Raw genomic sequence first — 19929 nt, forward strand, 5'->3', positions numbered from 1 at the left:
TATTTGCTTATTCGAAATACACGTCAGTTAAAGCTTCTGAACCAGTTGGATGCGGCTGATAGCCTTTTAAATCATTAGAAGCGGCAAGCATTGGAATCGAATGCACCAATGGAATCCAAGGCGCTTCGTCATGAATGATTTCCTGCGCTTTTTTATACAGCTCATTTCGTTTCTTTTGATCTGTGTCTGTTTGCGCTTCAATAAGAATGTCATGCATTTTATCGTTTTCGAAGAATGTATAGTTGTTACCGCCAATGCTGTCTTTGTCCAGCAATGTGTAAATGAAATTATCAGGATCACCATTGTCCCCTGTCCAGCCTAATAAGAACACATCTGCTTCCCCTTTACTTGCTTTATCTAAGTAGGTTGCCCAGTCATATGTGACAATTTCTGCTTTGACGCCGACCTTTTCAAAATTTGACTGAATGACTTCTGCTACCTTCATCCCATCTGGCATGTATGGACGTGGTACAGGCATCGCCCAAAGCTTGATGCGAAATCCATCAGGGAAGCCTGCTTCTTTTAATAGTTCTTTCGCTTTTTCTGGATCATACGGATATGGCTCAATGTCGTCATTGTAGCCTTCTAAAGCTGGCGGCAATGGATTTTTTGCTGGCTCAGCAAGTCCGCCATAAAATGACTCAATAATCGATTCTTTATCGACCGCATAATTGAGTGCCTGACGAACCAGCTTGTTATCAAGCGGCTTTCTTGTGACGGTCAGTCCGATATAGCCTACGTTCATCGATGGTCTTTCAATGAGCTGGAGTGCTTTGTCAGTTTTAATGCCATCTAAATCTGACGGATTCACGCCATCCATTAAGTCGATCTCGCCTGTTTTAAGGGCATTTAAACGAGCAGAGTTTTCTGGAATGGAGCGGAAGATGATTTGATTCAGCTTTGGTTTATCCTTCTGCCAATAATCCTCGTTTTTTTCTAACACGATACGGTCGTTTTGCTTCCACTCTTTAAACTTGAATGGCCCTGTCCCCACTGGATTTTCTCTAAATGAATCGCCGCTTTTTTCAACTGCGGCTGGACTGGCGATGCCAAATGGTGACATGGCAATGTTTTTGAGGAATGTCGCCTGCGGGCGCTTTAGCTGAAATTCAATTTCATGCTCGCCTTTGACGATGATGTCTTTAATGACATGCCCTTTATCTTTTTTATAGCCGCCAAACATACCATAGTAAGGAAACTTTTCTGCGTCTCCATTCATCCAGCGCTCAAAATTGAATTTCACTGCTTCTGCGTTAAAGTCTGTACCATCGTGGAATTTCACACCTTTTCTTAAGTAGAACGTGTATGATTTTCCGTCCTTTGCAACATCCCATTCTGATGCGAGGCCAGGATGGATGGTCGTGTCTTTCTCACCGTAATTCAAAAGCTTTTCAAATATATTCTCTGTGACCTTGAAGGTTTCGCCTTCTGTTGTTGTGATTGGATCTAGTGAAGTGGAATCTCCCCCTCTGCCAAATACGAGGGTATCTTTTGTTGCCTTTTCTTCTGATGTCGGTGAAGACGAGCATCCCCCTAAAAAGAGCGCCAGTGCCAGCACAAAAATGAAACTACTGAATAACCATGTCTTCTTCATTGTGTTCCTCCTTTTGATATAAATAACACGCGGCCGCGTGCCCCGGTGCCTCCTCATACAAAGCAGGAACTGCTTTCAGGCATTTCTCCCATCTCTTTGGACACCTTTTGTAGAAAGGACAGCCGCCGCGTTCCGTCATTGTGGTCTCTTCTGCTGCCACATCTTGCACCTCTAGTACGTGATCCATATGTGGAATGGATTTCAGAAGCAGCGATGTATAGGGATGAAGCGGGCTGTGAAACACATCCTCGGCAGGCCCCATCTCGACAATGCGCCCAGCATACATGACGGCGATCCGATCGCTCATATACCTGACAACCCCAAGGTCGTGAGAAATAAACAAATACGTCAGAGAAAGCGTCTTTTGTAATTCAAGCATCAAATTCAAAATTTGCGCTTGAACGGATACATCTAAAGCCGAAACTGGTTCATCGGCAATGACAAGACTTGGGTGCGTAATAAGTGCTCTTGCGATACCGATACGCTGCCTTTGTCCGCCGCTGAATTGATGCGCATAACGTTCCCCGTAGGAAGGATCAAATCCAACAATGTGCAGCATCTCTTTTACCCGTTTCCGTCTTTCTGCTTTCGTCCCATGCTGATGGACAATCAGTGGTTCCTCTAAAATATCTTTGATTTTCATTCTCGGATTTAAAGAAGCATATGGATCTTGAAAGATCATTTGAATATCTTTTCTTAAGGAACGCATGTCTCGTTCTTTTAGAAGGGTGATCTCCTGCCCTTTTAATTGAATAGAGCCTGACGTCGGTTCAGTCAATCTCATTAGGCTTTTGCCAAGTGTTGATTTACCGCAGCCTGATTCACCAACAATGCCAAGCGTTTCTCCTTCCTTCACGTGAAAGGACACTTGATTTAAAGCCAAAGTCGATTGTTTATGTTTAGAAAAAAAAGCGGCTGTGTCATACCGTTTTGTCAGCTGATTCACTTGCAAGAGTGGGTGACTCAGTGTCTTCTCCTCCTTCCATTAGAAAACATGCCACGCGATGATTCTGTTCAATGGATTGTAAGGCTGGATCTTTTTCAAGACATTGCGCCATTTGATATGGGCAGCGTGGTGCAAATTGACAGCCGGACCGGATGGCCCCTGGCTTAGGCACATGACCTGCAATAGAGATGAGTTTTTCTTTTTTCTCTTTAAACGATGGGACTGAGGCGAAAAGACCTTTCGTGTAGGGATGCAGAGGTTTTTGAAAAATACGGTCAACGGTTCCTTCTTCTACAATTCGACCGGCATACATAATCATGACTCGCTGGCATATTTGCCGCACCACGCCTAGATCATGGGTAATAAATAAAATAGCAGTATCCAATTCTTCGTTCAGTTTTTTGAGCAGACGAAGGATTTGCGCTTGGATGGTTACATCAAGTGCAGTTGTCGGTTCATCAGCGATCATGAGCTTTGGGTGACAAAGCATTGCCATCGCAATCATGACTCGCTGGCGCATACCGCCTGATAATTCGTGTGGATATTTTTTAAGTAACGATTCCGCTTGCTTCAACCCAACTGTTTCAAGAAGATCAACTGCCTTCGCTTTTGCTTCTTTCTGACCGATTGCTTGATGTGTGAAAAGGGCTTCCGTCATTTGTTTGCCGATGGTCATTAATGGGTTCAGAGAGGTCATGGGCTCTTGGAAAATCATCGAAATGTCATTTCCTCTTATCTCTCGCCACTCTTTCTCTGAAAGTGACAGCAGATTTTGCCCTTCGAAATGAACCTCACCCGTTGTTTCGGTTTGCTGATTCAATCCCATTAATGACATGCTTGTAATACTTTTCCCGCAGCCAGATTCGCCCACAATTCCTAACGTTTCCCCTTTTTGAATCGAGAACGATATGTGATGGACGATGGGCACTTTTTGCTTTTTCTGCTGAAACGCAATGGACAGCTGTTTGACATCTAGCAGCACGTCTTGTTCTTTCACATATTCACCACCCCGTCATACTTTTTAAAATTGTATTGAGACAAGCTGGGAAATATGTCATGTTTTTGACAAGCATAAAAAAGCCTATCCGCTAGAATCGGATAGGCTTCTACTAATTTAATGTTTGAATGGTAAATAAATGACGATAGTGGCTGTCTTGATTCATTAATTCTTCGTGTGTTCCCTTTTCCACTATTTCGCCTTGTTCCATGACCACAATTTGGTCAGCATGTGTAATGGTTGATAATCGGTGTGCGACAATAAAAGTTGTGCGATCCTTCGCCAGCTTTTGCATCGCTTCTTGAATGTAATGCTCACTTTCTAAATCAAGTGCGGACGTCGCTTCGTCTAAAATCAAAAGCGGTGGATTTTTTAGAAATACCCTTGCAATGGAAATCCGCTGTTTTTGTCCGCCTGACAGCTTCACGCCCCGTTCTCCTACTTTCGTGTCATATCCTTCAGGAAGAGACATAATAAAATCATGGGCGTTTGCCGCTTTTGCAGCCGACACGATTTTTTCAAAAGATGCTTCAGGGTCACCAACCGCAATATTTTCTTTAATCGTGTCACTGAATAGGAATGTATCCTGCAGCACCATTCCGACTTGATTTCGAAGGCTTCTTGCTTTGTACTCTTTGATATCAATGCCGTCAATTTCAAGTGACCCGTTTGTGACATCATAAAACCTTGGAATTAAGCTGACGAGTGTCGACTTTCCTCCACCGCTCATTCCTACAAGGGCAACTGTTTGTCCTTTTTCTACTTTCAAGGAGATATTGTGCAGAATCTCTTCCTGCGTGTGTTCATAACGAAACGACACATTTTTAAACTCTACCTCTCCTTTTAAATGATTGGCTTCTTTTGCATTCGGCCGGTCTGTGACCTCATATGGCTCATCAATAAACTCAAAGATCCGATCCATTGATGCAACGGACTGAGTTAACGTCGTGGATGAGTTAATGAGACGTCGAATCGGATTGTACATCCGGTCAATATAGCCGACAAAGGCGATCATGGTCCCAATCGAAAGCGACCCGTTAATTACGGTGTAGCCAGCAAATGCAATGATTAACAGCGGTGCAATGTCAGTGATGGTATTGACGACAGCAAATGTTTTTGCATTCCAATTCGTATGGTTGATTGCTTTGTTTAAGAAATTTTTGTTTTCATCATGAAAATTCTCTTGTTCATATTCTTCAATCGCAAAGCTTCGAATGACCGGCATTCCTTGTACTCGCTCATGCAGGTGCCCTTGCACTTCAGCCAGCGCCTGTGACCGCTCTTTTGTCAGCTTACGAAGCCGTCCGTAAAAATACTTTACTGCAAACGCGTATAGCGGAAAAATAATGACAGACACGATGGTGAGCTTCAGATCCAGTGTACACATAATAGCGATCACGATCAGTACAGTCATCATATCCAGCCAAATGTTCATGAGCCCTGTGATGACAAATTCCTTTGTCTGCTCCACATCGTTGATCACTCTTGAAATAATTTCTCCTGTTCTCGTGTTGGCATAATAACGAAGACTTAGCTTTTGAATATGCGAGAACAGCTTCTCCCGAATATCAAACAAAACCTTACTGCCTGTCCACTGAGCGTAGTATTGTCTATAGTATTCAACAGGCGGCCTCAACACTAAAAATAATACGAGCATGATTCCCATTATGATCAGTAGAGTTGATGTCTTTTCTTCAGCTGACCCCGAGCCTTGAATGACATCATCAATGACATATTTTAAAAGCAGAGGCAAGGTTAAGGGAATCGAGAACTTAATCATTCCGATGACCATTGTCAATGCAATCTGTTTTTTATACGGTGTTACAAAAGCCATGTAGCGTTTAATGACCCCCATGTAAATCTCCTTCCCAATCTATCAGTGCCTCTTATCCGTACGCAGTCAAAAACCTGTTAGCCTAAAAAGCCAAACAGGTTTTTCGATGCTCTTGCTTATTTTGTATAATGTAAAAAACGTTCATACCACATATCCACAAATTCAGGAGCAAACGGACCTTTCCGCTGGTGAATCCAATGCAGTAATGTATTCAGATGCTCTCTTAAGATACTATCGATTTCTTTTGGATAATTCATCTGCCTCTTATGATCTGCATATTCGTCCTCATCCAAAATATTGTACGTCATGTCTGGAAAGACTTTGACGTCTAAATCGTAATCAATATACTTAATTGCCTCATCATCTGTCGCAAAAGGAGAGCTGATGTTGCAGTAATAATATACCCCATCATCTCTAAGCATCCCAATTACATTAAACCATTGTTTTGCATGGAAATAGCAAATAGCCGGTTCTCTCGTCATCCAAGTACGGCCGTCGGATTCAGTCACCATTGTACGGTCGTTTGCACCAATGATACACAATTCCGTTGCTTTCAGAATGGTGGTTTCATTCCAAATCCTGTGGATCAAGCCATTATGTTTATAGCTTTGAATTTGGATGGTTTCTCCTTCCTTGGGATAGCCCATATTTTCTCCCCTACTTTCTATAACAAACAAACCTAACAGTCCAAAGACCTAATTTCCCAACTAAACATGTCTCTATTATATTATACCGTTACATCATTAAAAAATGAAATGAAAAAGCCATTCAAACCAATTGAACGGCACACTGACTTACATCGCGCTAGAACTCTTTTCCATCTGTTTATATGAGTTGATGACCTCTTCTGTCTGTTTTGTAAATAAGGTTTGCACTTTTTGCAGTTCCTCACGTTTCTGTTTGATCTGATCACAAAGCCTATGCCACTCTTCTTTTTTTTCATCCTGCAGCAATTGTTTTTCTGTTTCTAAGCATAGATCGAGTTCTCCCTGCACATCGAGCAGCTGATCCATGAGCTGCATTTGTTCTTTTACAAGCTGATCGAAATCAGACATCTAACTCCTCCCTTTTTATCGAATCCACTTTTTGTCTGTATACCATTTCTTGAAAGAAGAAGGAAATCCTTTGACTGTTTATGTAGAGGTTTTACAGGTTTTGTCGGATGGTGGTGAGAGGCAAAAAGAAAAGCACTTCATTCGTATATGAAGTGCTTTCCTTTGTTTCAGTGATTAGCTGTTTTGTTGTTTGTTTTGCTCAGCTTTTTGGTTGTATTTTTTTACGTGCTGTGCGTCAGTCTCGCTAGCAAATTCAGTGCCGTATTGACCACCTTGTGCAGCAGCTTGGTTTTGTTTCTTCACTTGTTGTGCGTTTGTTTTGTTTTGTTGTTGATCCATCATTATCACCTCCACGCACATTAATTTGTGCAGAAGGTGTACATCCTATTCATGATTTTTTTAAACAAGCAAAGAACGTCCGCCATCTACAATAATCGTCTGGCCTCTAATCATGTCTGCTTTGCCTGATACAAGGAATTCCACGCTGTCGACCATGTCTTTAATTTCCACCATTCGGCCGGCAGGTGTATTTTTCTTCGCATCTTCTAAAAGCTCTTCACGGTTCGGGAAGTGCTTAAGTGCATCGGTATCGATCGCGCCGCCTGATACAGCGTTGACGACGATATTTTTTTGTGAAAGCTCAACAGAAAGGTAACGTGTTAAAGCTTCTAGTGCTGCTTTTGATACGCCGACTACTGTGTAATTTTCAAGGTAGCGAATAGAGCCAAGAGAACTAATGCTGACGATATGTCCGCCGCCGTTTTTCTCCATTAGTTTCGCCGCTTCTTGTCCGCAGAATAACAAGGCTTTCGCATTGATATTCATTGTCCAGTCCCAATGATTTTCTTCAAGGTCCATAATTGGACGCTGAACACCTGATGCCGCATTGTTTACAAATACATCTAAACGGCCAAAGGTTTCGTCGATTTGCTGAAACATGTCTTTGATTTTCTCAGGCTGGCCTACATTGGCTTTAACAACCAATGTCTTGACACCCATCGCTTCAATTTCTTCCGCTGTTTCAAGTGCGGCTTTTTTGCTTCTCGCATAGTTAATGACAATGTCATATCCTTTTTCAGCGAGTCGGAGGGCTACTTCTTTCCCTACTCCTCTGCTGCTTCCTGTAATTAATGCACATTTACGTTGACTCATTATGGTTCATCTCCTGATTTGAATAGTTTTCGTTCATTCGCTTCACACTAATAGGAAAGTTCCTATTAGGAGGTTACATTCATGTATGTCGGACGCGATTTAAGCCAGCTTGGCATGATGTCCAAGGATCAATGGAAAGATACTGAGCTTGCTTACTTTCATCATGCTTTCCAACAAATTTTACCTTATTTGAACGAAGAAGGGCAATCTAAGTATCGAGAAATCATTTCTGAAATCGAAGACCGCGGGGGTCTGCACCGAAATGAAGCTGATTATACCCACGGGACAACGGTTAAATACGACTAGGTTGCTCAAGTGCCAGCTTCCAAATTTTTTGGTGTGAGACTGGCAAAGCATATGCCTCAAATTCTTCTGTTGTGACTTTTTTCAGCTTCGTGTCATCAGATACAGAGGTAACTCGTCCAAAGAAAACAGAAATATTCCAGATGAGGTGGGTAAATACATGCTGAATGGTGCCTTCTAAATCACCAAGCTCCGCTTGTACACCCGCCTCCTCTTTTAAGAAATCAATCAGCTGCTCTTTTTCCGTTTTTCTTCCCTTCATGGTTTCCATGTTAGGGAATTCCCATAAATTCGCAAGCAGGCCTGTACTTGGCCGCTTATGAATATATAGGTTGCCTGCGTCATCAAATAACACCGCTGCTGCCATTGATTTTGCAGTCGGCTTTTTCTTTTTGCTTTTCACTGGGAGCTCATGCTGAACGCCTTCCTCGAATGCCGAGCAATGCATGTTCACAGGGCAAATGAGGCAGGCTGGGGATGTTGGGGTGCAAATGAGCGCACCTAGCTCCATCAGCCCTTGATTAAATTCTGACGGCTTTTCCCGGGAAATGAGCTGATCGACCGCAAATTCGAAAATGTTTCTCGTTTTTGGTTTTGCAATATCATCCCATATGGACAAAATACGAGAAATGACCCTCATAACGTTGCCGTCTACCGCAGGATATGGCTTGTTATAGGCGATACTCAGCACTGCGCCACTCGTATACGGGCCTACACCTTTGAGCTTTGAAAATTGCTCTTTTGTATCAGGGACAATGCCACCGTAGGTTTCATATACTTCTTTCACAGCTGCCTGTAAATTACGCACTCTTGAGTAGTAGCCAAGACCTTCCCATGCTTTCATGACCTTTTCTTCGTCAGCTAAAGCGAGATCCTTCACCGTCGGGAATTGCTCCATAAACCGGTTGAAATACGGAATGACCGTATCTACTCTCGTTTGCTGAAGCATGACTTCTGATACCCAGACGCGGTATGGATCTTGATTTTCACGCCATGGCAATGTTCGTTGTTCTTTTTCATACCAATCAATTAAATCATGCTGAAAGCCCGCAATATCTTTGCGGTCCAGCTTTTCTTGAATGTCTTTCATATCTATACTCCTTCTCATTGGACCGAGGGCTAACGTTCTGAATAGAACCTTATTTGTTGTATACTGTTTGTAGATACGTTAACATGTTACATTAAATCGGGATAAAGCAAAAGTGATTTTGCACATAGTCTTGATTGAAGACGTATACTTTGTATGATTGTTCCTAAGCATGACAACTAGGAGGTAATCAATTGGACACTGGTACTCATGTAGTAATGGGCATTTCTCTTGGGGGACTTGCACTTTTAGATCCAGCCGTCAGCGCAGATCCACACATGGCACACGCCGTGATGATCGCGACAATCGCCGGCTCCCAAGCACCAGACATTGATACTGTGCTAAAACTAAAAAATAATGCGGTTTATATAAGAAATCACCGAGGATTTACACATTCCATTCCGGCTGTACTGTTCTGGTCATTGCTGATTCCGGCTGTGATTTTCCCATTTGTGCCGGGGGCGGATTTACTTCACCTTTGGTTATGGACACTATTAGCCGTTGTGCTTCATGTGTTTGTCGATATTTTCAATGCATACGGTACGCAGGCCATTCGTCCATTTTCAAAGAAATGGGTAGCACTTGGAATCATTAATACGTTTGATCCGTTTATCTTTTTTACACACCTTGTCGCTATTGTCGTTTGGGCGATTGGCGGTCATCCCGGCTATACGTTCATAACGCTGTACGCGGTGATATTCTGTTACTATATCGTCAGGGTCATTATGCAGCTACAAATTAAACGTCAACTGCGTGCACGATTCGATGAAATTGAAGAGATTATCATTTCGCCTACAATGAAGTTCAGACAATGGCGCATTGCCGTGAAATGTAAATCCTCTTTCCATGTTGGGCGCAGCATGAATGGAGAAGTCGTCATTTTAGACACGTTTAACCGTGTGCCGGTCCCGGATACTGAAATTATGAAAATTGCCAAACAAGATGAAAACATTTCAGCCTTTCTCTCCTTCTCCCCTGTCTATCGGTGGGAAGTGGATAAATTCAAGGATCATTATGAAGTGCGGTTCATTGATTTGCGATACCGAAGCAAAGGTCATTATCCTTTTGTCGCAATCTGCCATATCGACATGGACCACCAAATCAAAAATTCCTATACCGGCTGGATTTTCAGTGAAGAAAAACTGCAAAAAAAATTAAGACTCGGCTCTGTGTGAGCGAGTCTTTTTTTGTGCTTCACTTTTACAACTTCGTCATATATTCCACAATAAACTCCCAAAATCCAGGTCCTTCTTGGTAGATCAGCCGGTCTATTTTTTCGATGAGTTTGATATAGAGTTCTTGTTCGAGGTCTTCTCTTTCTTGATATGCCGTGTTTTGTAGTTTCTTTTTGATCATGGGTGTGAAGGTTTCAATGAGTTCTTCCATTTCTCCATTGGTCATTTTGTCTTCTTGCACGGACATCTCCCCCTGTTTCTTCTTTTAGTTTGTTGAGCGCTTTTTTGTGTATGTTTGAGATGTTTTGTCTTGTTTCGCCTAACTGATCGGCTATTTCTTTCATCGTTTGGCCTTCGACATAAATTTGAGTTAAGACCATTTTTTGTTTGTCTGTGAGCAGCTGGTAGGCCTTGTACAATGTTTGGTCTTGCAGATGCTCTCCTAAGTCTTGCTGGTTGAAGAGCACGGCTTCATACGTATCTGTTTGAACAGGGTCTTTCACTTCTTGTGTATCAGGATGATCGAGTATGAGCGGAAAACGCTGCTGTTTCTTTTTTACTCGTTTGTCAAAGTCGACTGAAAAGATGCGTATCATTGTGGAGATATACTTGATGATGCGGATTTTCTGATAGAACTGTTTGAACTCGGAATCTAGTTTTTTGGCATTTTCCTCGTTTGGCTCTTCCATGACTTGCCGGAGCAGCTGCTCGTTTTTCGGGTTGCTTAAAAACTGCTGAATGAGCGGGTGATCAATGATTTCTTTCCATTTTGCTTTCAATAACAGCCGATAATCCATGTGCATCCTCCCCTTTGTTCCCTCTACTAGCATTAAGTGGACAAAAGTTAAAAAAAGTAAACTTCGTGAAACGGGTCTAATGATTCATTTTCTCCCCCTCTGCTTTCCTTTTTCTTCTTTCATACCACTTATATAGAAGACGAGTATCCGCTGGGAGGTGAGACAAATGGAGACCTTTTTTTCAGAGGAATGGTTGAAGCAGCTCGGTCAAGCTGGCTTCCCTGCCATTTTGACGGTTTACTTGCTGACACGCTTTGAACGAAAGTTTGATGAATTAAGCAAGCTCATCCAACGATTAGTCGCTGCTCAAAAAAATGATGAATCAGATTGACATCTGCTTGATTCGTTTCACCTTATGAAAACGAGGGCGAAATGAAAGGCCTTTTGTCACCTCACACAATACGATGTTGAAAGGGGATTTTATCATGAGTGAAAAGCAAAATGGAATACCACAGCCGATTCGAGGAGAAAAAGGAGCAACGGTCAAAATTCCACGTAATCTCGAGCGGGACAGACAAAATCCAGATATGCTCACGCCGCCAGAAACCGATCATGGAACGGTCTCCAACCTGAAATATTCTTTTTCTGATACACACAATCGTTTAGAAAAAGGCGGCTATGCCCGAGAGGTAACAGTCCGCGAACTGCCGATCTCTAAAAGTCTTGCATCTGTTAATATGCGGTTAAAGCCTGGTGCGATTCGTGAGCTTCACTGGCATAAGGAAGCGGAATGGGCGTACATGATTTATGGGGAAGCCCGGATTACATCGGTTGATGCAGAGGGGCGCAATTTTACAGAGGATGTGACTGAGGGTGATTTGTGGTACTTCCCTTCTGGCCTGCCGCACTCTATCCAAGCACTTGAACCGGGAGCTGAATTCTTGCTTGTGTTTGATGATGGGTCATTCTCAGAAAATAGTACGTTCCAAGTAACCGATTGGCTTGCCCATACGCCAGAGGAAGTCGTGCTTAAGAACTTCGGTATGACAAAGGAGCAGTTTGACAAGCTGCCAGAGAAAGAAAAGTATATTTTCCAAAAAGGAATTCCTGGTTCCCTTGAATGTGACAAGGTAAAAACAGAGCAAGGAGAAGTCCCGAATTCCTTTAAATATGAGCTGTTAAAACAGGAGCCGATTACGTCAAGCGGCGGACAAGTGTGGATTGCGGACTCTACCAATTTCAAAGCGTCTAAAACGATTGCATCTGCTCTTGTGAAAGTTGATCCAGGTGCCATTCGCGAGCTGCACTGGCATCCAAATACGGATGAATGGCAATATTTCATTTCTGGAAAAGCACGAATGACGGTATTTGCTTCTGATGGACATGCGAGAACCTTCAACTATCAGGCGGGAGACGTTGGATATGTCCCATTTGCGATGGGGCATTATGTAGAAAATACAGGCGACGAACCGCTTTATTTCTTAGAAATCTTTAAGAGCGATCATTATGCAGACATTTCACTCAATCAGTGGCTTGCGGTCACACCGAAACAGCTTGTTCTTGATCATTTAGATCAAGGTGAAGATTTCTTAAAACTGCTTGATACTGAAAAACATCCTGTGATCGCTGCGCCTAAAAAAGAGGATTAACATATAACTTCCTGCAAAAAGGCTGTCCTTTTTGCAGGTATCTTCATGTAAAGGAGTGTTTGTTCACCTATGCAGCAATCTGTTCACGCTTTATGGCAAGGGCTGAAATGGCTCATGGCGGCGTCGGCTGTCTGTTACATATTTTTGTTGTTTTGTGTACTGTTCTTTCATTTAACGGGTGCTTTTTATCAATCGATTTTATCGATGCTTTTATTTATGGGCATCTATGTGGTACTTGGGATATCCTTTGAGCATGTGGAGCATGTGCTTATGAGAGTTGTTAGAAAATGCCGTTCCAAAAAACGCTCCATCGTTTTCTATGCCATTTCCATTCATCTTTTGTTTATTTGGGGTGCTGTCTATTTATCAGATGAATTGGTAGGCGGCATTTTACTGTCTACTTCTGAGGAAATCCTCTTTGCTCTAAGCCTTTGGTTGTTTCATTTTTTGTTTGATTATGCGACGTTTTCGTTTGAGAAAGAAGCTTAATGATTTGCTTCATATGATGGATATCGTGTTCGATCAGACCTTGGAAGATAAAAAACACCACTTATGATGAAAAGTGGTGTTTCTTGTGTTGTCTTCGTGCATATAGGATCGCACCGATCAAACTGACGAGTGAAATCAACGCGAGAATTCTGATATAAGGCGGATAGTAGGTTAGCACAATCTCGTTTTTGCCTTTTTCTATTGGAAAACCGATAAAGGCGTAATTGGCTTGTTCAATATCGGTCTGCTTTCCGTTTACCGTGAGCTCCCAGCCTTTTTCATATGGTACTGGGAGAACCATATAATCATCGCCGCGTTTGTTATCATATGAAATCGTAAAGCGGTTGTTTTCGAGCTTTACTTGCTGGCTGCCATCATCCTGTTTTTCTTTTTCATATGCCTTTTCTAGGATGCGGTAAGGCTCTTGATACAGCCTCAGTTGATTGAGCTCATACGTCCCTTTTGGTACTCGAATGGAAAGGATTTTTTCTGCAGGGACTCGAATCGTCACTTCATTGACGCCTGTTTTGTAGATGGATGTATTGCTTTTTCGTGAGGTGACGTAGTTGTCAACGGATAACTGAAATCCTTCGTTACGGTCTGTCCGCTTCACATAAAAGCTCACATACACATCCCCAGCGCGGGCCATATCATCTGGCAGCGTGATATTCAGACCGCCTGTTTCTCCGTATACATCAAGCACGCCGTGTTCGTATACGGCTTGTTCCGTATGAATCTTTGTATCCTTGACTCGATCTGGCGCATGCTCAATTTCAGCGTTTCCTTTTTTGTCTAAAATCACACCTTGCAGCATCGCATGCTCCCTATCTAGTGCTGAGGCATCTTTTAAGGATTTTTCTGAATAAACGGTGCTTGTTGTTCTTGCAAATGGCAGCGGCCGTGTATTTTCATACACTTTATAATGCTCGCTTTCCAATATTGGCTTAAAATAAGCTGGCGGTGAGTAAGGCATCGTATTGTCTCTCATATAATACTTTCCGTAGGTCAGGCTGTATAAATTCGCCCTGTCCCCCATTGTTGCATAACGGCTGACACTTTCTCGTCCCATATCGATTTGCAGGTCATTCCAGTAGAAATTGAGCAAATGCTGATTCAATATACTTGAATACGCACTCATGCCTTGAAAGCCTTCAAATAACGGGGTATTGTTGCGCACGCCATTCATCCAATCAATCCGAGCAAGCGGATCTTTTGAGGAGCGGCTTTGAATCTGCTGAATGAGCTTCATTTGCTCATGTCCAGCATACGCCTCACTATTCAGATACGTATCTGATACGCTCTTAATATTGCTTCTTTCAGATAAATAGCCCTGCTGGTACACGCCTGCTGTCAGTAAGCTGAAAGCGATGAGCACAGCTGAAAAGAGACGAAGATGCTGGCGTTTTTCCGCATGAATCATAAGGAAAAACAAGCTGATCACAAGCAGTCCTATGCCTGTAAATACAACAACATCCATATTTCCCTTTGCTCGTTCTGATAAGATGACTGCGAGAAGAAATACGATCCAAGCGCCTAAGACCGCACGCTTTTTCCACTTCCACTCGATTTGCGAGAAATGCTTGATGGTGATGGCTGCGACCGCTCCAACTGTAAAGGCAAGAATGTATTCAAACCTGTACTGTGGTGCTGAAAAACCATTAAACACGCTCGCCATCTTTGGACTGTAATGAAAAACAATGAGCAGAACGCTGATCGATGTAAACATGAAAAACCACCTGTTCCGGTAAAGCGGAACGAGGAACATACAAATGAGAAAAATAACAGGTAATAAATACACCCTGCTTGTAAACAGCAGATGATCATGCAGATCAAACCAAGGTATAGATTGATCATATGGCGGTCTTATATTATGAAGAAATCCATAGACAGACGGGACAAAAAAGGCAGCACTGATACCAAAGGATAACAGCGTAGAGACCGCCAGCGTCCAGAACACCTTCCACCCGTTCTCCTCACTTCGAAGCTTGATGATATATCTGAAGACAAGATAGATCGCTAAAAAGATAAAATGAATATAAGCAAAGTAAAAATTGTTGATGAGCATCAGGCTGCACGACGCAATAAACCAAGCCGGCTTACCCGTTTTGAAAATCCGTTCAACCCCAAGTACAAGCAGCGGGAGCCACATCATACTGTCGGTGAAAAACTCCCAAAACGTTTGATGCCGAAAATACACAATAGACAATCCGTAAATTGCGGCTCCTGTTAATGCGCTCAGCCTATGCTGAACCATTGAAAGAAGCACACGGTAAGCGATGAACAGAATGAGCGTCAGCTTGATCACACTCAGCCAAATGACGGCATTTGCCCAGAAATGGATGTCCGTTGACTGGATAAGATGAAACGCATTCATCAGCCAGACGACAGCGACCGTGACCATAAAGACAGTCGACGTTGTGAAATAATAACCTAATTGCGTATATGTACCGCCGCCTAGACCGAATTGATAGGAATAAAAGAAGTTCCCTTTGACGTATTCATCGTACAGCAGCTTTTTAAATGGGAGCATTTGTGAGATCCCGTCTCCATCTCCTGTCATGTACCGGCCTTGGGTATATTCATATAAGAAAAAGGAGTGTCCTAATAAAGCGAGAATGAGGCACATTCCTATTAGTATCCATCTACGTTTCATCATCTAAATCCTTTCCACAAAAGATCCACTATTCTTTGAAACAAAACAACCCAGCAAGCGATTCGTGCTTGCCGGTTATTTGACTCCACGTTATTTAAATAACTGTGTTAACACTCGGTCTTGTTCCTTTGAGCTTGTCTCTTGTTCCATCACATTTGATTCCTGGATTAAATAATGCGGCCTCTTTTTCGTTTCATAATAAATACGGCCAATATATTCTCCAATCACGCCTAGACTCAAAAGCTGGACACCTCCGAGGAACAGCACAGCCGATATTAAAGTAAAATAACCTGGCACCATAATGCCCGTTCTGACGATTTGAATAAAGGTGGCCACGATGTAAATCAATGAGAGAAATAAGATCAGTATGCCAGTATAAAAACAAATTCGCAGCGGGCGGTTGTTAAAGGAAATGACGCCATCTATGCCATAGTTAAATAATTTCTTCAGTGACCATTTTGTATCACCATGCTGTCTTTCTACATTTTCATAATAGATGACCTTTTCTTCAAACCCAATCCAGCAAAAAAGCCCTTTCGAAAAACGATTTCCCTCTTTCAGCTGGAGAAGTGCATCGATGGCTTGGCGTGAAATTAAACGGAAATCCCCGACGCCATCACGCAAGTCCACTTCTACTACCTTGTTCATCACCTTATAGTACATGGATGACAGGTAAGAGCGCAGCTTGCTGTCACCTTTACGATTCCGTTTGGCAATGACTTGATGATAGCCTTCTTCATACCCTCTGACAAAGTCCTGAATTAAATACGTCGGGTGCTGCAGATCGGCGTCCATAATAATCGCAGCGGCTCCTTTTGCATGTTCAAGACCTGCCAAAATAGCGGCTTCCTTTCCAAAGTTACGCGAAAAGGAAATATATTTAACCTTTGCACTTTTGCGAGAGAGCTCTCTCATGTATTGAAGCGTGTTGTCTTTGCTTCCATCATTCACAAAGATGATTTCAAAGTCATAATGAAAATCGCGAAACTCTTCCTCGAGTGCCTCAAAGATTCGTCTGATGTTTTCACCTTCATTGTAAGAAGGAATTATAACAGAGAGCAGTTCCCGTTCCATATCGCACCTTCTCTTCACTTTTTTCACATAGTCTGATATGATCATTATTCCTTTTTTGTCAGAAAACGAAACCCTTTTTTATTATCCATAAATTACATGTCTCTTCAATCGTTTCATTATATCAGAGTTTTATTTCCAGTGATTTTCAGCAGGATGAATTTAATGTAATTTTAAGTTTAATCATTGTAAAAAGCCTGTAATTTCGATCACAGACTGGGTATTGTTTCATAAAGTTATTTGTTCATTTGTATATTTTCCTTATTATTGAAAAAGATGAATGGAAGTAAAAGGGCAACCTTTTAGTGAAGCAGCCCTCGATTGTTTTGTTGCAGATGCTCGTTTGCCTTTGATTGTTTATTTTGAAATAAATGCAGCTGCGCGCCGTAGCTCTCGATCCACTCTTGGACAATTCGTTCTGTTGTTTCCTGTCCTTTATACTTGCGGCCAGCCTTTGCATAAGTCGTTTCAAAATCACTCCAAAGCAGCTCTACCCATGTACGTGCTTCGTCATATGTCAGCATATTGTTTTTTTCCATAAGTTGTTCTGTTAGTCGCTCAAAGTATTGTTCCATGTGTATTCCTCCTTCATCTAGCAGAAAGTGCCTTTTTAAAAAAACTTCTTTTTTCATATACTACCCTTACGTCTTCAAAAGACGCAAATGATTTGTATTGTTTGGAGGGAATCGATATGCGTAATAAAGCAAAAGGCTTTCCAAATCAGGTAAATCACAAGTTTGAAGGCGAACCAGGCGCTAGAGATGCTTATGCGTCTAAACGGCCGAATGGTGAAACGAATACACGTCCACAGGAACGTATGAGGGCATCAGGGAAACGCTAATTTTTCCAAAGGGAGTGCTTGAGATATGAGTTCAAATGGGAAATCGTATATGGCAGACTTTGTTCAATTAAGGACAACCGCTTACCCTCAACCATGGGCAAATGCAAAGCATTCTGCCTCTCAGGTCAACGGAGAAACGCAGCAAACGCAGCACGACATCGTACTTCAGAACAACGTCCGTAAACAGCGTTCGAAGTAAAGAAAAGGACTGATCTTTTAGGATCAGTCCTTTTGCGTCAGCATTGAAATCGGCAGGGCATCTTCCTTATTTGGAGCTGATACTCTGTATCCCCAAGCAAACACGCCATTTAAATATTCCACATAAAACTCTTCTTCTGTGTCTTTGATTTGATAAGTCGTTTTCGTTTGAATCAAGGCTGGATCTAATAAATAGGCTTTCGCCATATCGATTTTCCGTTCTAAAACTGCGTATTCATTCACAATGCCAAGCTGCTCAGCCTTTCGTGCTTTTTCAGAAAGGGCGGCAATCTCCTGCTTCAATTCGTATTCTGTCATCTCACTATAGCGTTTTTCCATCTGTCATTCCCCTTTGTCTAAAACGTGATCAATTGTATCGAGATCAAAGCCTTTTCTGAATAAAAATTGCTTTACTTTCATCTTCTTTTCAAATGATCCGTCATATCCTACCTTGCGTTTTGCCTTCTCCAGCATATAAAGGAGGGCTTCTTCTTCCTTTTCGTCTTCTTGTCCATCATAGGCTTCTTGAAGGGCTTTATCAATGATCTCAAACGAAAATCCCTTTCGCTGCAGCTGCAGCTTGATGCGCTGCTCGATCTCTTTTGCAGAACGATTTTTTTCTTTTTTGACAAGCTTGAGAACCTGCTTTACGGCTTCCTCGAGCTGTAAGTCATCAGGGTATTGGGATAGCGCCTGTTCAATCGTGTCATCGTCTATCCCCTTGAGCTTCAATTCTTTTTTTAGGACGGACGGTCCTTTGCTGTTCGTTTTGCGGTGGGTGCTGACATAGGCTTCTGCAAATTCAAGATCATTTACATACTTATAATGCTTCAATTTGTGTATAATTTCACTAATAGCAGGTGCAGGGATTTCTTTTTTCGTTAAATAATCGGTGACTTCTTTCACTGATCTCATGCGGTAGGATAAATAATCAACGGCCTGCTGAAATCCTTTTTTTACTGAATCACCGAATTGAATCTCAATGATATCTGCTTCGTCCAGCTCTTTTCCTTTTTTCAAATCGTGCTGGACGAGCACATCTAAATCAACGCTAAAGGCGTACTTTTCATCAAGAAAGATGTTGACCCGCTCGGTATTGTTTTTCTGAGCAGAAATTTTTGTAATATAGGGCATCCTGTGATCACTCCTTTTCCAAAACAGTCAGGATGTTTCTTCTGATTCAAAATCGTGAAAGATATAGGTATGTATATGAGAGGAGAGATGTCAATTGAATATCGCCATTACCGGAGGAACCGGTTTTATCGGCCAGCATGTCACAAAAGTGCTCGCTGCTGAGGGACATCATCTATATATTTTAACAAGAAATCCAAAGGAATCCGAACAAAATCATTTACATTATGTGCAGTGGCTGACTGAAGGTGCTGCACCCGAGCATGAATTGCCTGCCATCGATGTATGGATTAACCTTGCTGGAAAATCCATTTTTACACGCTGGACAGATAAGGCAAAAGAAGGCATCCTCTCCAGCCGTCTCAAATCAACACAAGAGGTAAGACGCATTATAGAAGCGCAGGAATCGAAACCATCTGTGCTGATTCAAGCAAGTGCTGTCGGAATTTATGGCACATCTCAAACAGGCGATTTTACGGAGGAGTCACCTCCTGCAGATACTGATTTCTTAAGTCATACATCAAAACTTTGGGAAGCTGAGGCGCAAAAAATTGAAGCACTCGGCATTCGTACAGTCTACACCCGCTTTGGCGTCGTGTTAGGCGAAAAAGGGACACTGCCGCTGATGACACTTCCTTACAAGCTGTTTGCCGGCGGGACAATCGGCTCTGGCTCGCAATGGGTTTCATGGGTTCATGTTGAGGATGTGGCACATCTCATTGCTTATGCGATTCATAATGACGACCTTTCAGGCCCGCTCAATGTGACATCACCGAATCCTGTTCAAATGAAACAGCTTGGACAAACCATTGCTTCTGCCCTTCACCGCCCCCATTGGCTGAAGGTGCCATCTTTTGTGATCAAAACAGCCCTTGGTGAAATGTCATTACTTGTTTTAGAAGGTCAGCGTGCTCTGCCAAAAAAAGCACTGCTCTCTTCTTATGACTTTTTGCACCCTGAACTAAAAGAAGCGATTTTGCATTCTAAGGAATAAATGTTGTCAAAAACACCCATCCT

At 42.3% G+C, this 19929-nt stretch carries 23 protein-coding genes and 1 pseudogene; 8 read left to right on the forward strand and 16 right to left on the reverse strand.

Annotated features, from left to right (window positions below; genetic code table 11):
* Positions 1-7: 7 nt before the first annotated feature.
* From M1D84_RS14675 to fabL, 8 genes and pseudogenes are all read right to left on the reverse strand, one after another.
* Complete coding sequence (locus M1D84_RS14675; protein ID WP_458106319.1) at positions 8-1594, reverse strand: ABC transporter substrate-binding protein; 1587 nt, start codon at positions 1592-1594, stop codon at positions 8-10.
* On the reverse strand, positions 1569-2546 hold the full coding sequence (locus tag M1D84_RS14680) for an ABC transporter ATP-binding protein (RefSeq protein WP_080780840.1): 978 nt from the start codon (positions 2544-2546) through the stop codon (positions 1569-1571). Before M1D84_RS14680 ends, M1D84_RS14675 begins: the two co-directional genes overlap by 26 nt.
* A complete protein-coding gene (locus tag M1D84_RS14685; protein WP_044334438.1) occupies positions 2515-3537 on the reverse strand; it encodes an ABC transporter ATP-binding protein in 1023 nt (340 codons plus the stop codon). The genes M1D84_RS14680 and M1D84_RS14685 overlap by 32 nt, the downstream gene beginning before the upstream one ends.
* Positions 3538-3649: 112 nt before the next feature.
* Positions 3650-5392 (reverse strand): ABC transporter ATP-binding protein, encoded by a 1743-nt coding sequence (locus M1D84_RS14690; protein ID WP_025093468.1) that lies wholly within the window; start codon positions 5390-5392, stop codon positions 3650-3652.
* Positions 5393-5487: 95 nt separating this feature from the next.
* Positions 5488-6018: a nucleoside tri-diphosphate phosphatase gene (ntdP, locus tag M1D84_RS14695; protein WP_024425209.1), complete on the reverse strand. Its 531-nt coding sequence runs from the start codon at positions 6016-6018 to the stop codon at positions 5488-5490.
* Between the two features lie 147 nt (positions 6019-6165).
* A complete protein-coding gene (locus M1D84_RS14700; protein ID WP_044334441.1) occupies positions 6166-6426 on the reverse strand; it encodes a YgaB family protein in 261 nt (86 codons plus the stop codon).
* 174 nt (positions 6427-6600) lie between these two features.
* Positions 6601-6750, reverse strand: a pseudogene (locus M1D84_RS14705) (gamma-type small acid-soluble spore protein); the annotation flags it as partial.
* Between the two features lie 75 nt (positions 6751-6825).
* Entirely contained in the window at positions 6826-7578 is a 753-nt protein-coding gene (gene fabL / locus M1D84_RS14710; RefSeq protein WP_024425211.1) for an enoyl-[acyl-carrier-protein] reductase FabL, read from the reverse strand.
* Between the two features lie 81 nt (positions 7579-7659).
* On the opposite strand from fabL, the gene M1D84_RS14715 reads away from it, so the two are divergent.
* Positions 7660-7884, forward strand: a complete 225-nt coding sequence (locus M1D84_RS14715; protein WP_003217808.1) for a hypothetical protein — start codon at positions 7660-7662, stop codon at positions 7882-7884.
* Here M1D84_RS14715 and mutY read toward each other — a convergent pair.
* The gene (gene mutY, locus M1D84_RS14720) at positions 7871-8971 is read right to left on the reverse strand and encodes an A/G-specific adenine glycosylase (RefSeq protein ID WP_332285306.1); all 1101 of its coding nucleotides are present in this window, start codon (positions 8969-8971) and stop codon (positions 7871-7873) included. The genes M1D84_RS14715 and mutY overlap by 14 nt on opposite strands.
* Positions 8972-9162: 191 nt before the next feature.
* Here mutY and M1D84_RS14725 point away from each other — a divergent pair, with 191 nt between their 5' ends.
* On the forward strand, positions 9163-10143 hold the full coding sequence (locus M1D84_RS14725; protein WP_073204407.1) for a metal-dependent hydrolase: 981 nt from the start codon (positions 9163-9165) through the stop codon (positions 10141-10143).
* A gap of 25 nt (positions 10144-10168) precedes the next feature.
* Here M1D84_RS14725 and rsoA read toward each other — a convergent pair whose 3' ends face one another.
* Positions 10169-10390 carry a sigma-O factor regulator RsoA gene (rsoA, locus tag M1D84_RS14730; RefSeq protein ID WP_073204404.1) on the reverse strand — a complete coding sequence of 74 codons (222 nt, stop codon included), beginning with the start codon at positions 10388-10390 and terminating at the stop codon, positions 10169-10171.
* Entirely contained in the window at positions 10338-10940 is a 603-nt protein-coding gene (locus tag M1D84_RS14735; protein WP_073204402.1) for a sigma-70 family RNA polymerase sigma factor, read from the reverse strand. Before M1D84_RS14735 ends, rsoA begins: the two co-directional genes overlap by 53 nt.
* 166 nt (positions 10941-11106) lie before the next feature.
* Between M1D84_RS14735 and M1D84_RS14740 the strand changes: the two genes are divergently transcribed.
* The 3 genes from M1D84_RS14740 to M1D84_RS14750 all read left to right on the forward strand — a co-directional run bounded on the left by M1D84_RS14740 (position 11107) and on the right by M1D84_RS14750 (position 13018).
* A complete protein-coding gene (locus tag M1D84_RS14740) occupies positions 11107-11271 on the forward strand; it encodes a YvrJ family protein (protein ID WP_073204399.1) in 165 nt (54 codons plus the stop codon).
* A gap of 94 nt (positions 11272-11365) precedes the next feature.
* Positions 11366-12529 (forward strand): oxalate decarboxylase family bicupin, encoded by a 1164-nt coding sequence (locus M1D84_RS14745; protein WP_024425215.1) that lies wholly within the window; start codon positions 11366-11368, stop codon positions 12527-12529.
* A 69-nt stretch (positions 12530-12598) separates the two neighbouring features.
* Positions 12599-13018 carry a regulatory YrvL family protein gene (locus M1D84_RS14750; RefSeq protein ID WP_024425804.1) on the forward strand — a complete coding sequence of 140 codons (420 nt, stop codon included), beginning with the start codon at positions 12599-12601 and terminating at the stop codon, positions 13016-13018.
* A 61-nt stretch (positions 13019-13079) separates the two neighbouring features.
* Here M1D84_RS14750 and M1D84_RS14755 read toward each other — a convergent pair whose 3' ends face one another.
* The 3 genes from M1D84_RS14755 to M1D84_RS14765 all read right to left on the reverse strand — a co-directional run bounded on the left by M1D84_RS14755 (position 13080) and on the right by M1D84_RS14765 (position 17317).
* The gene (locus M1D84_RS14755) at positions 13080-15674 is read right to left on the reverse strand and encodes a YfhO family protein (RefSeq protein WP_332285304.1); all 2595 of its coding nucleotides are present in this window, start codon (positions 15672-15674) and stop codon (positions 13080-13082) included.
* A gap of 87 nt (positions 15675-15761) precedes the next feature.
* Positions 15762-16745, reverse strand: a complete 984-nt coding sequence (locus M1D84_RS14760; protein WP_024425218.1) for a glycosyltransferase family 2 protein — start codon at positions 16743-16745, stop codon at positions 15762-15764.
* A 299-nt stretch (positions 16746-17044) separates the two neighbouring features.
* On the reverse strand, positions 17045-17317 hold the full coding sequence (locus tag M1D84_RS14765; protein WP_024425219.1) for a YfhJ family protein: 273 nt from the start codon (positions 17315-17317) through the stop codon (positions 17045-17047).
* Between the two features lie 116 nt (positions 17318-17433).
* Between M1D84_RS14765 and M1D84_RS14770 the strand changes: the two genes are divergently transcribed.
* A complete protein-coding gene (locus tag M1D84_RS14770; RefSeq protein WP_332285303.1) occupies positions 17434-17583 on the forward strand; it encodes a small, acid-soluble spore protein K in 150 nt (49 codons plus the stop codon).
* A 25-nt stretch (positions 17584-17608) separates the two neighbouring features.
* Positions 17609-17782 carry a YpzG family protein gene (locus M1D84_RS14775; protein ID WP_008360604.1) on the forward strand — a complete coding sequence of 58 codons (174 nt, stop codon included), beginning with the start codon at positions 17609-17611 and terminating at the stop codon, positions 17780-17782.
* A gap of 23 nt (positions 17783-17805) precedes the next feature.
* On the opposite strand, the gene M1D84_RS14780 is transcribed toward M1D84_RS14775, so the two are convergent.
* A complete protein-coding gene (locus M1D84_RS14780) occupies positions 17806-18120 on the reverse strand; it encodes a YfhH family protein (protein WP_047202061.1) in 315 nt (104 codons plus the stop codon).
* Positions 18121-18123: 3 nt separating this feature from the next.
* Positions 18124-18915: a recombination regulator RecX gene (gene recX, locus M1D84_RS14785; RefSeq protein WP_133744899.1), complete on the reverse strand. Its 792-nt coding sequence runs from the start codon at positions 18913-18915 to the stop codon at positions 18124-18126.
* Between the two features lie 94 nt (positions 18916-19009).
* Between recX and M1D84_RS14790 the strand changes: the two genes are divergently transcribed.
* Entirely contained in the window at positions 19010-19906 is an 897-nt protein-coding gene (locus M1D84_RS14790) for a TIGR01777 family oxidoreductase (protein ID WP_122632157.1), read from the forward strand.
* Positions 19907-19929 lie beyond the last annotated feature (23 nt).

Source organism: Bacillus sp. PK5-006, assembly GCF_054161415.1.

Excerpts from the sequence above, each read along its gene's own strand:
- recX (WP_133744899.1), bottom strand. The coding sequence starts at position 18,915 with ATGCCCTATATTACAAAAATTTCTGCTCAGAAAAACAATACCGAGCGG.
- M1D84_RS14745 (WP_024425215.1), top strand. The coding sequence starts at position 11,366 with ATGAGTGAAAAGCAAAATGGAATACCACAGCCGATTCGAGGAGAAAAA.
- M1D84_RS14735 (WP_073204402.1), bottom strand. The coding sequence starts at position 10,940 with ATGGATTATCGGCTGTTATTGAAAGCAAAATGGAAAGAAATCATTGAT.
- mutY (WP_332285306.1), bottom strand. The coding sequence starts at position 8,971 with ATGAAAGACATTCAAGAAAAGCTGGACCGCAAAGATATTGCGGGCTTT.
- fabL (WP_024425211.1), bottom strand. The coding sequence starts at position 7,578 with ATGAGTCAACGTAAATGTGCATTAATTACAGGAAGCAGCAGAGGAGTA.
- M1D84_RS14700 (WP_044334441.1), bottom strand. The coding sequence starts at position 6,426 with ATGTCTGATTTCGATCAGCTTGTAAAAGAACAAATGCAGCTCATGGAT.
- M1D84_RS14765 (WP_024425219.1), bottom strand. The coding sequence starts at position 17,317 with ATGGAACAATACTTTGAGCGACTAACAGAACAACTTATGGAAAAAAAC.
- M1D84_RS14690 (WP_025093468.1), bottom strand. The coding sequence starts at position 5,392 with ATGGGGGTCATTAAACGCTACATGGCTTTTGTAACACCGTATAAAAAA.
- M1D84_RS14750 (WP_024425804.1), top strand. The coding sequence starts at position 12,599 with ATGCAGCAATCTGTTCACGCTTTATGGCAAGGGCTGAAATGGCTCATG.
- M1D84_RS14780 (WP_047202061.1), bottom strand. The coding sequence starts at position 18,120 with ATGGAAAAACGCTATAGTGAGATGACAGAATACGAATTGAAGCAGGAG.
- M1D84_RS14770 (WP_332285303.1), top strand. The coding sequence starts at position 17,434 with ATGCGTAATAAAGCAAAAGGCTTTCCAAATCAGGTAAATCACAAGTTT.
- M1D84_RS14755 (WP_332285304.1), bottom strand. The coding sequence starts at position 15,674 with ATGATGAAACGTAGATGGATACTAATAGGAATGTGCCTCATTCTCGCT.
- M1D84_RS14715 (WP_003217808.1), top strand. The coding sequence starts at position 7,660 with ATGTATGTCGGACGCGATTTAAGCCAGCTTGGCATGATGTCCAAGGAT.
- M1D84_RS14675 (WP_458106319.1), bottom strand. The coding sequence starts at position 1,594 with ATGAAGAAGACATGGTTATTCAGTAGTTTCATTTTTGTGCTGGCACTG.
- ntdP (WP_024425209.1), bottom strand. The coding sequence starts at position 6,018 with ATGGGCTATCCCAAGGAAGGAGAAACCATCCAAATTCAAAGCTATAAA.
- M1D84_RS14775 (WP_008360604.1), top strand. The coding sequence starts at position 17,609 with ATGAGTTCAAATGGGAAATCGTATATGGCAGACTTTGTTCAATTAAGG.
- rsoA (WP_073204404.1), bottom strand. The coding sequence starts at position 10,390 with ATGTCCGTGCAAGAAGACAAAATGACCAATGGAGAAATGGAAGAACTC.
- M1D84_RS14740 (WP_073204399.1), top strand. The coding sequence starts at position 11,107 with ATGGAGACCTTTTTTTCAGAGGAATGGTTGAAGCAGCTCGGTCAAGCT.
- M1D84_RS14760 (WP_024425218.1), bottom strand. The coding sequence starts at position 16,745 with ATGGAACGGGAACTGCTCTCTGTTATAATTCCTTCTTACAATGAAGGT.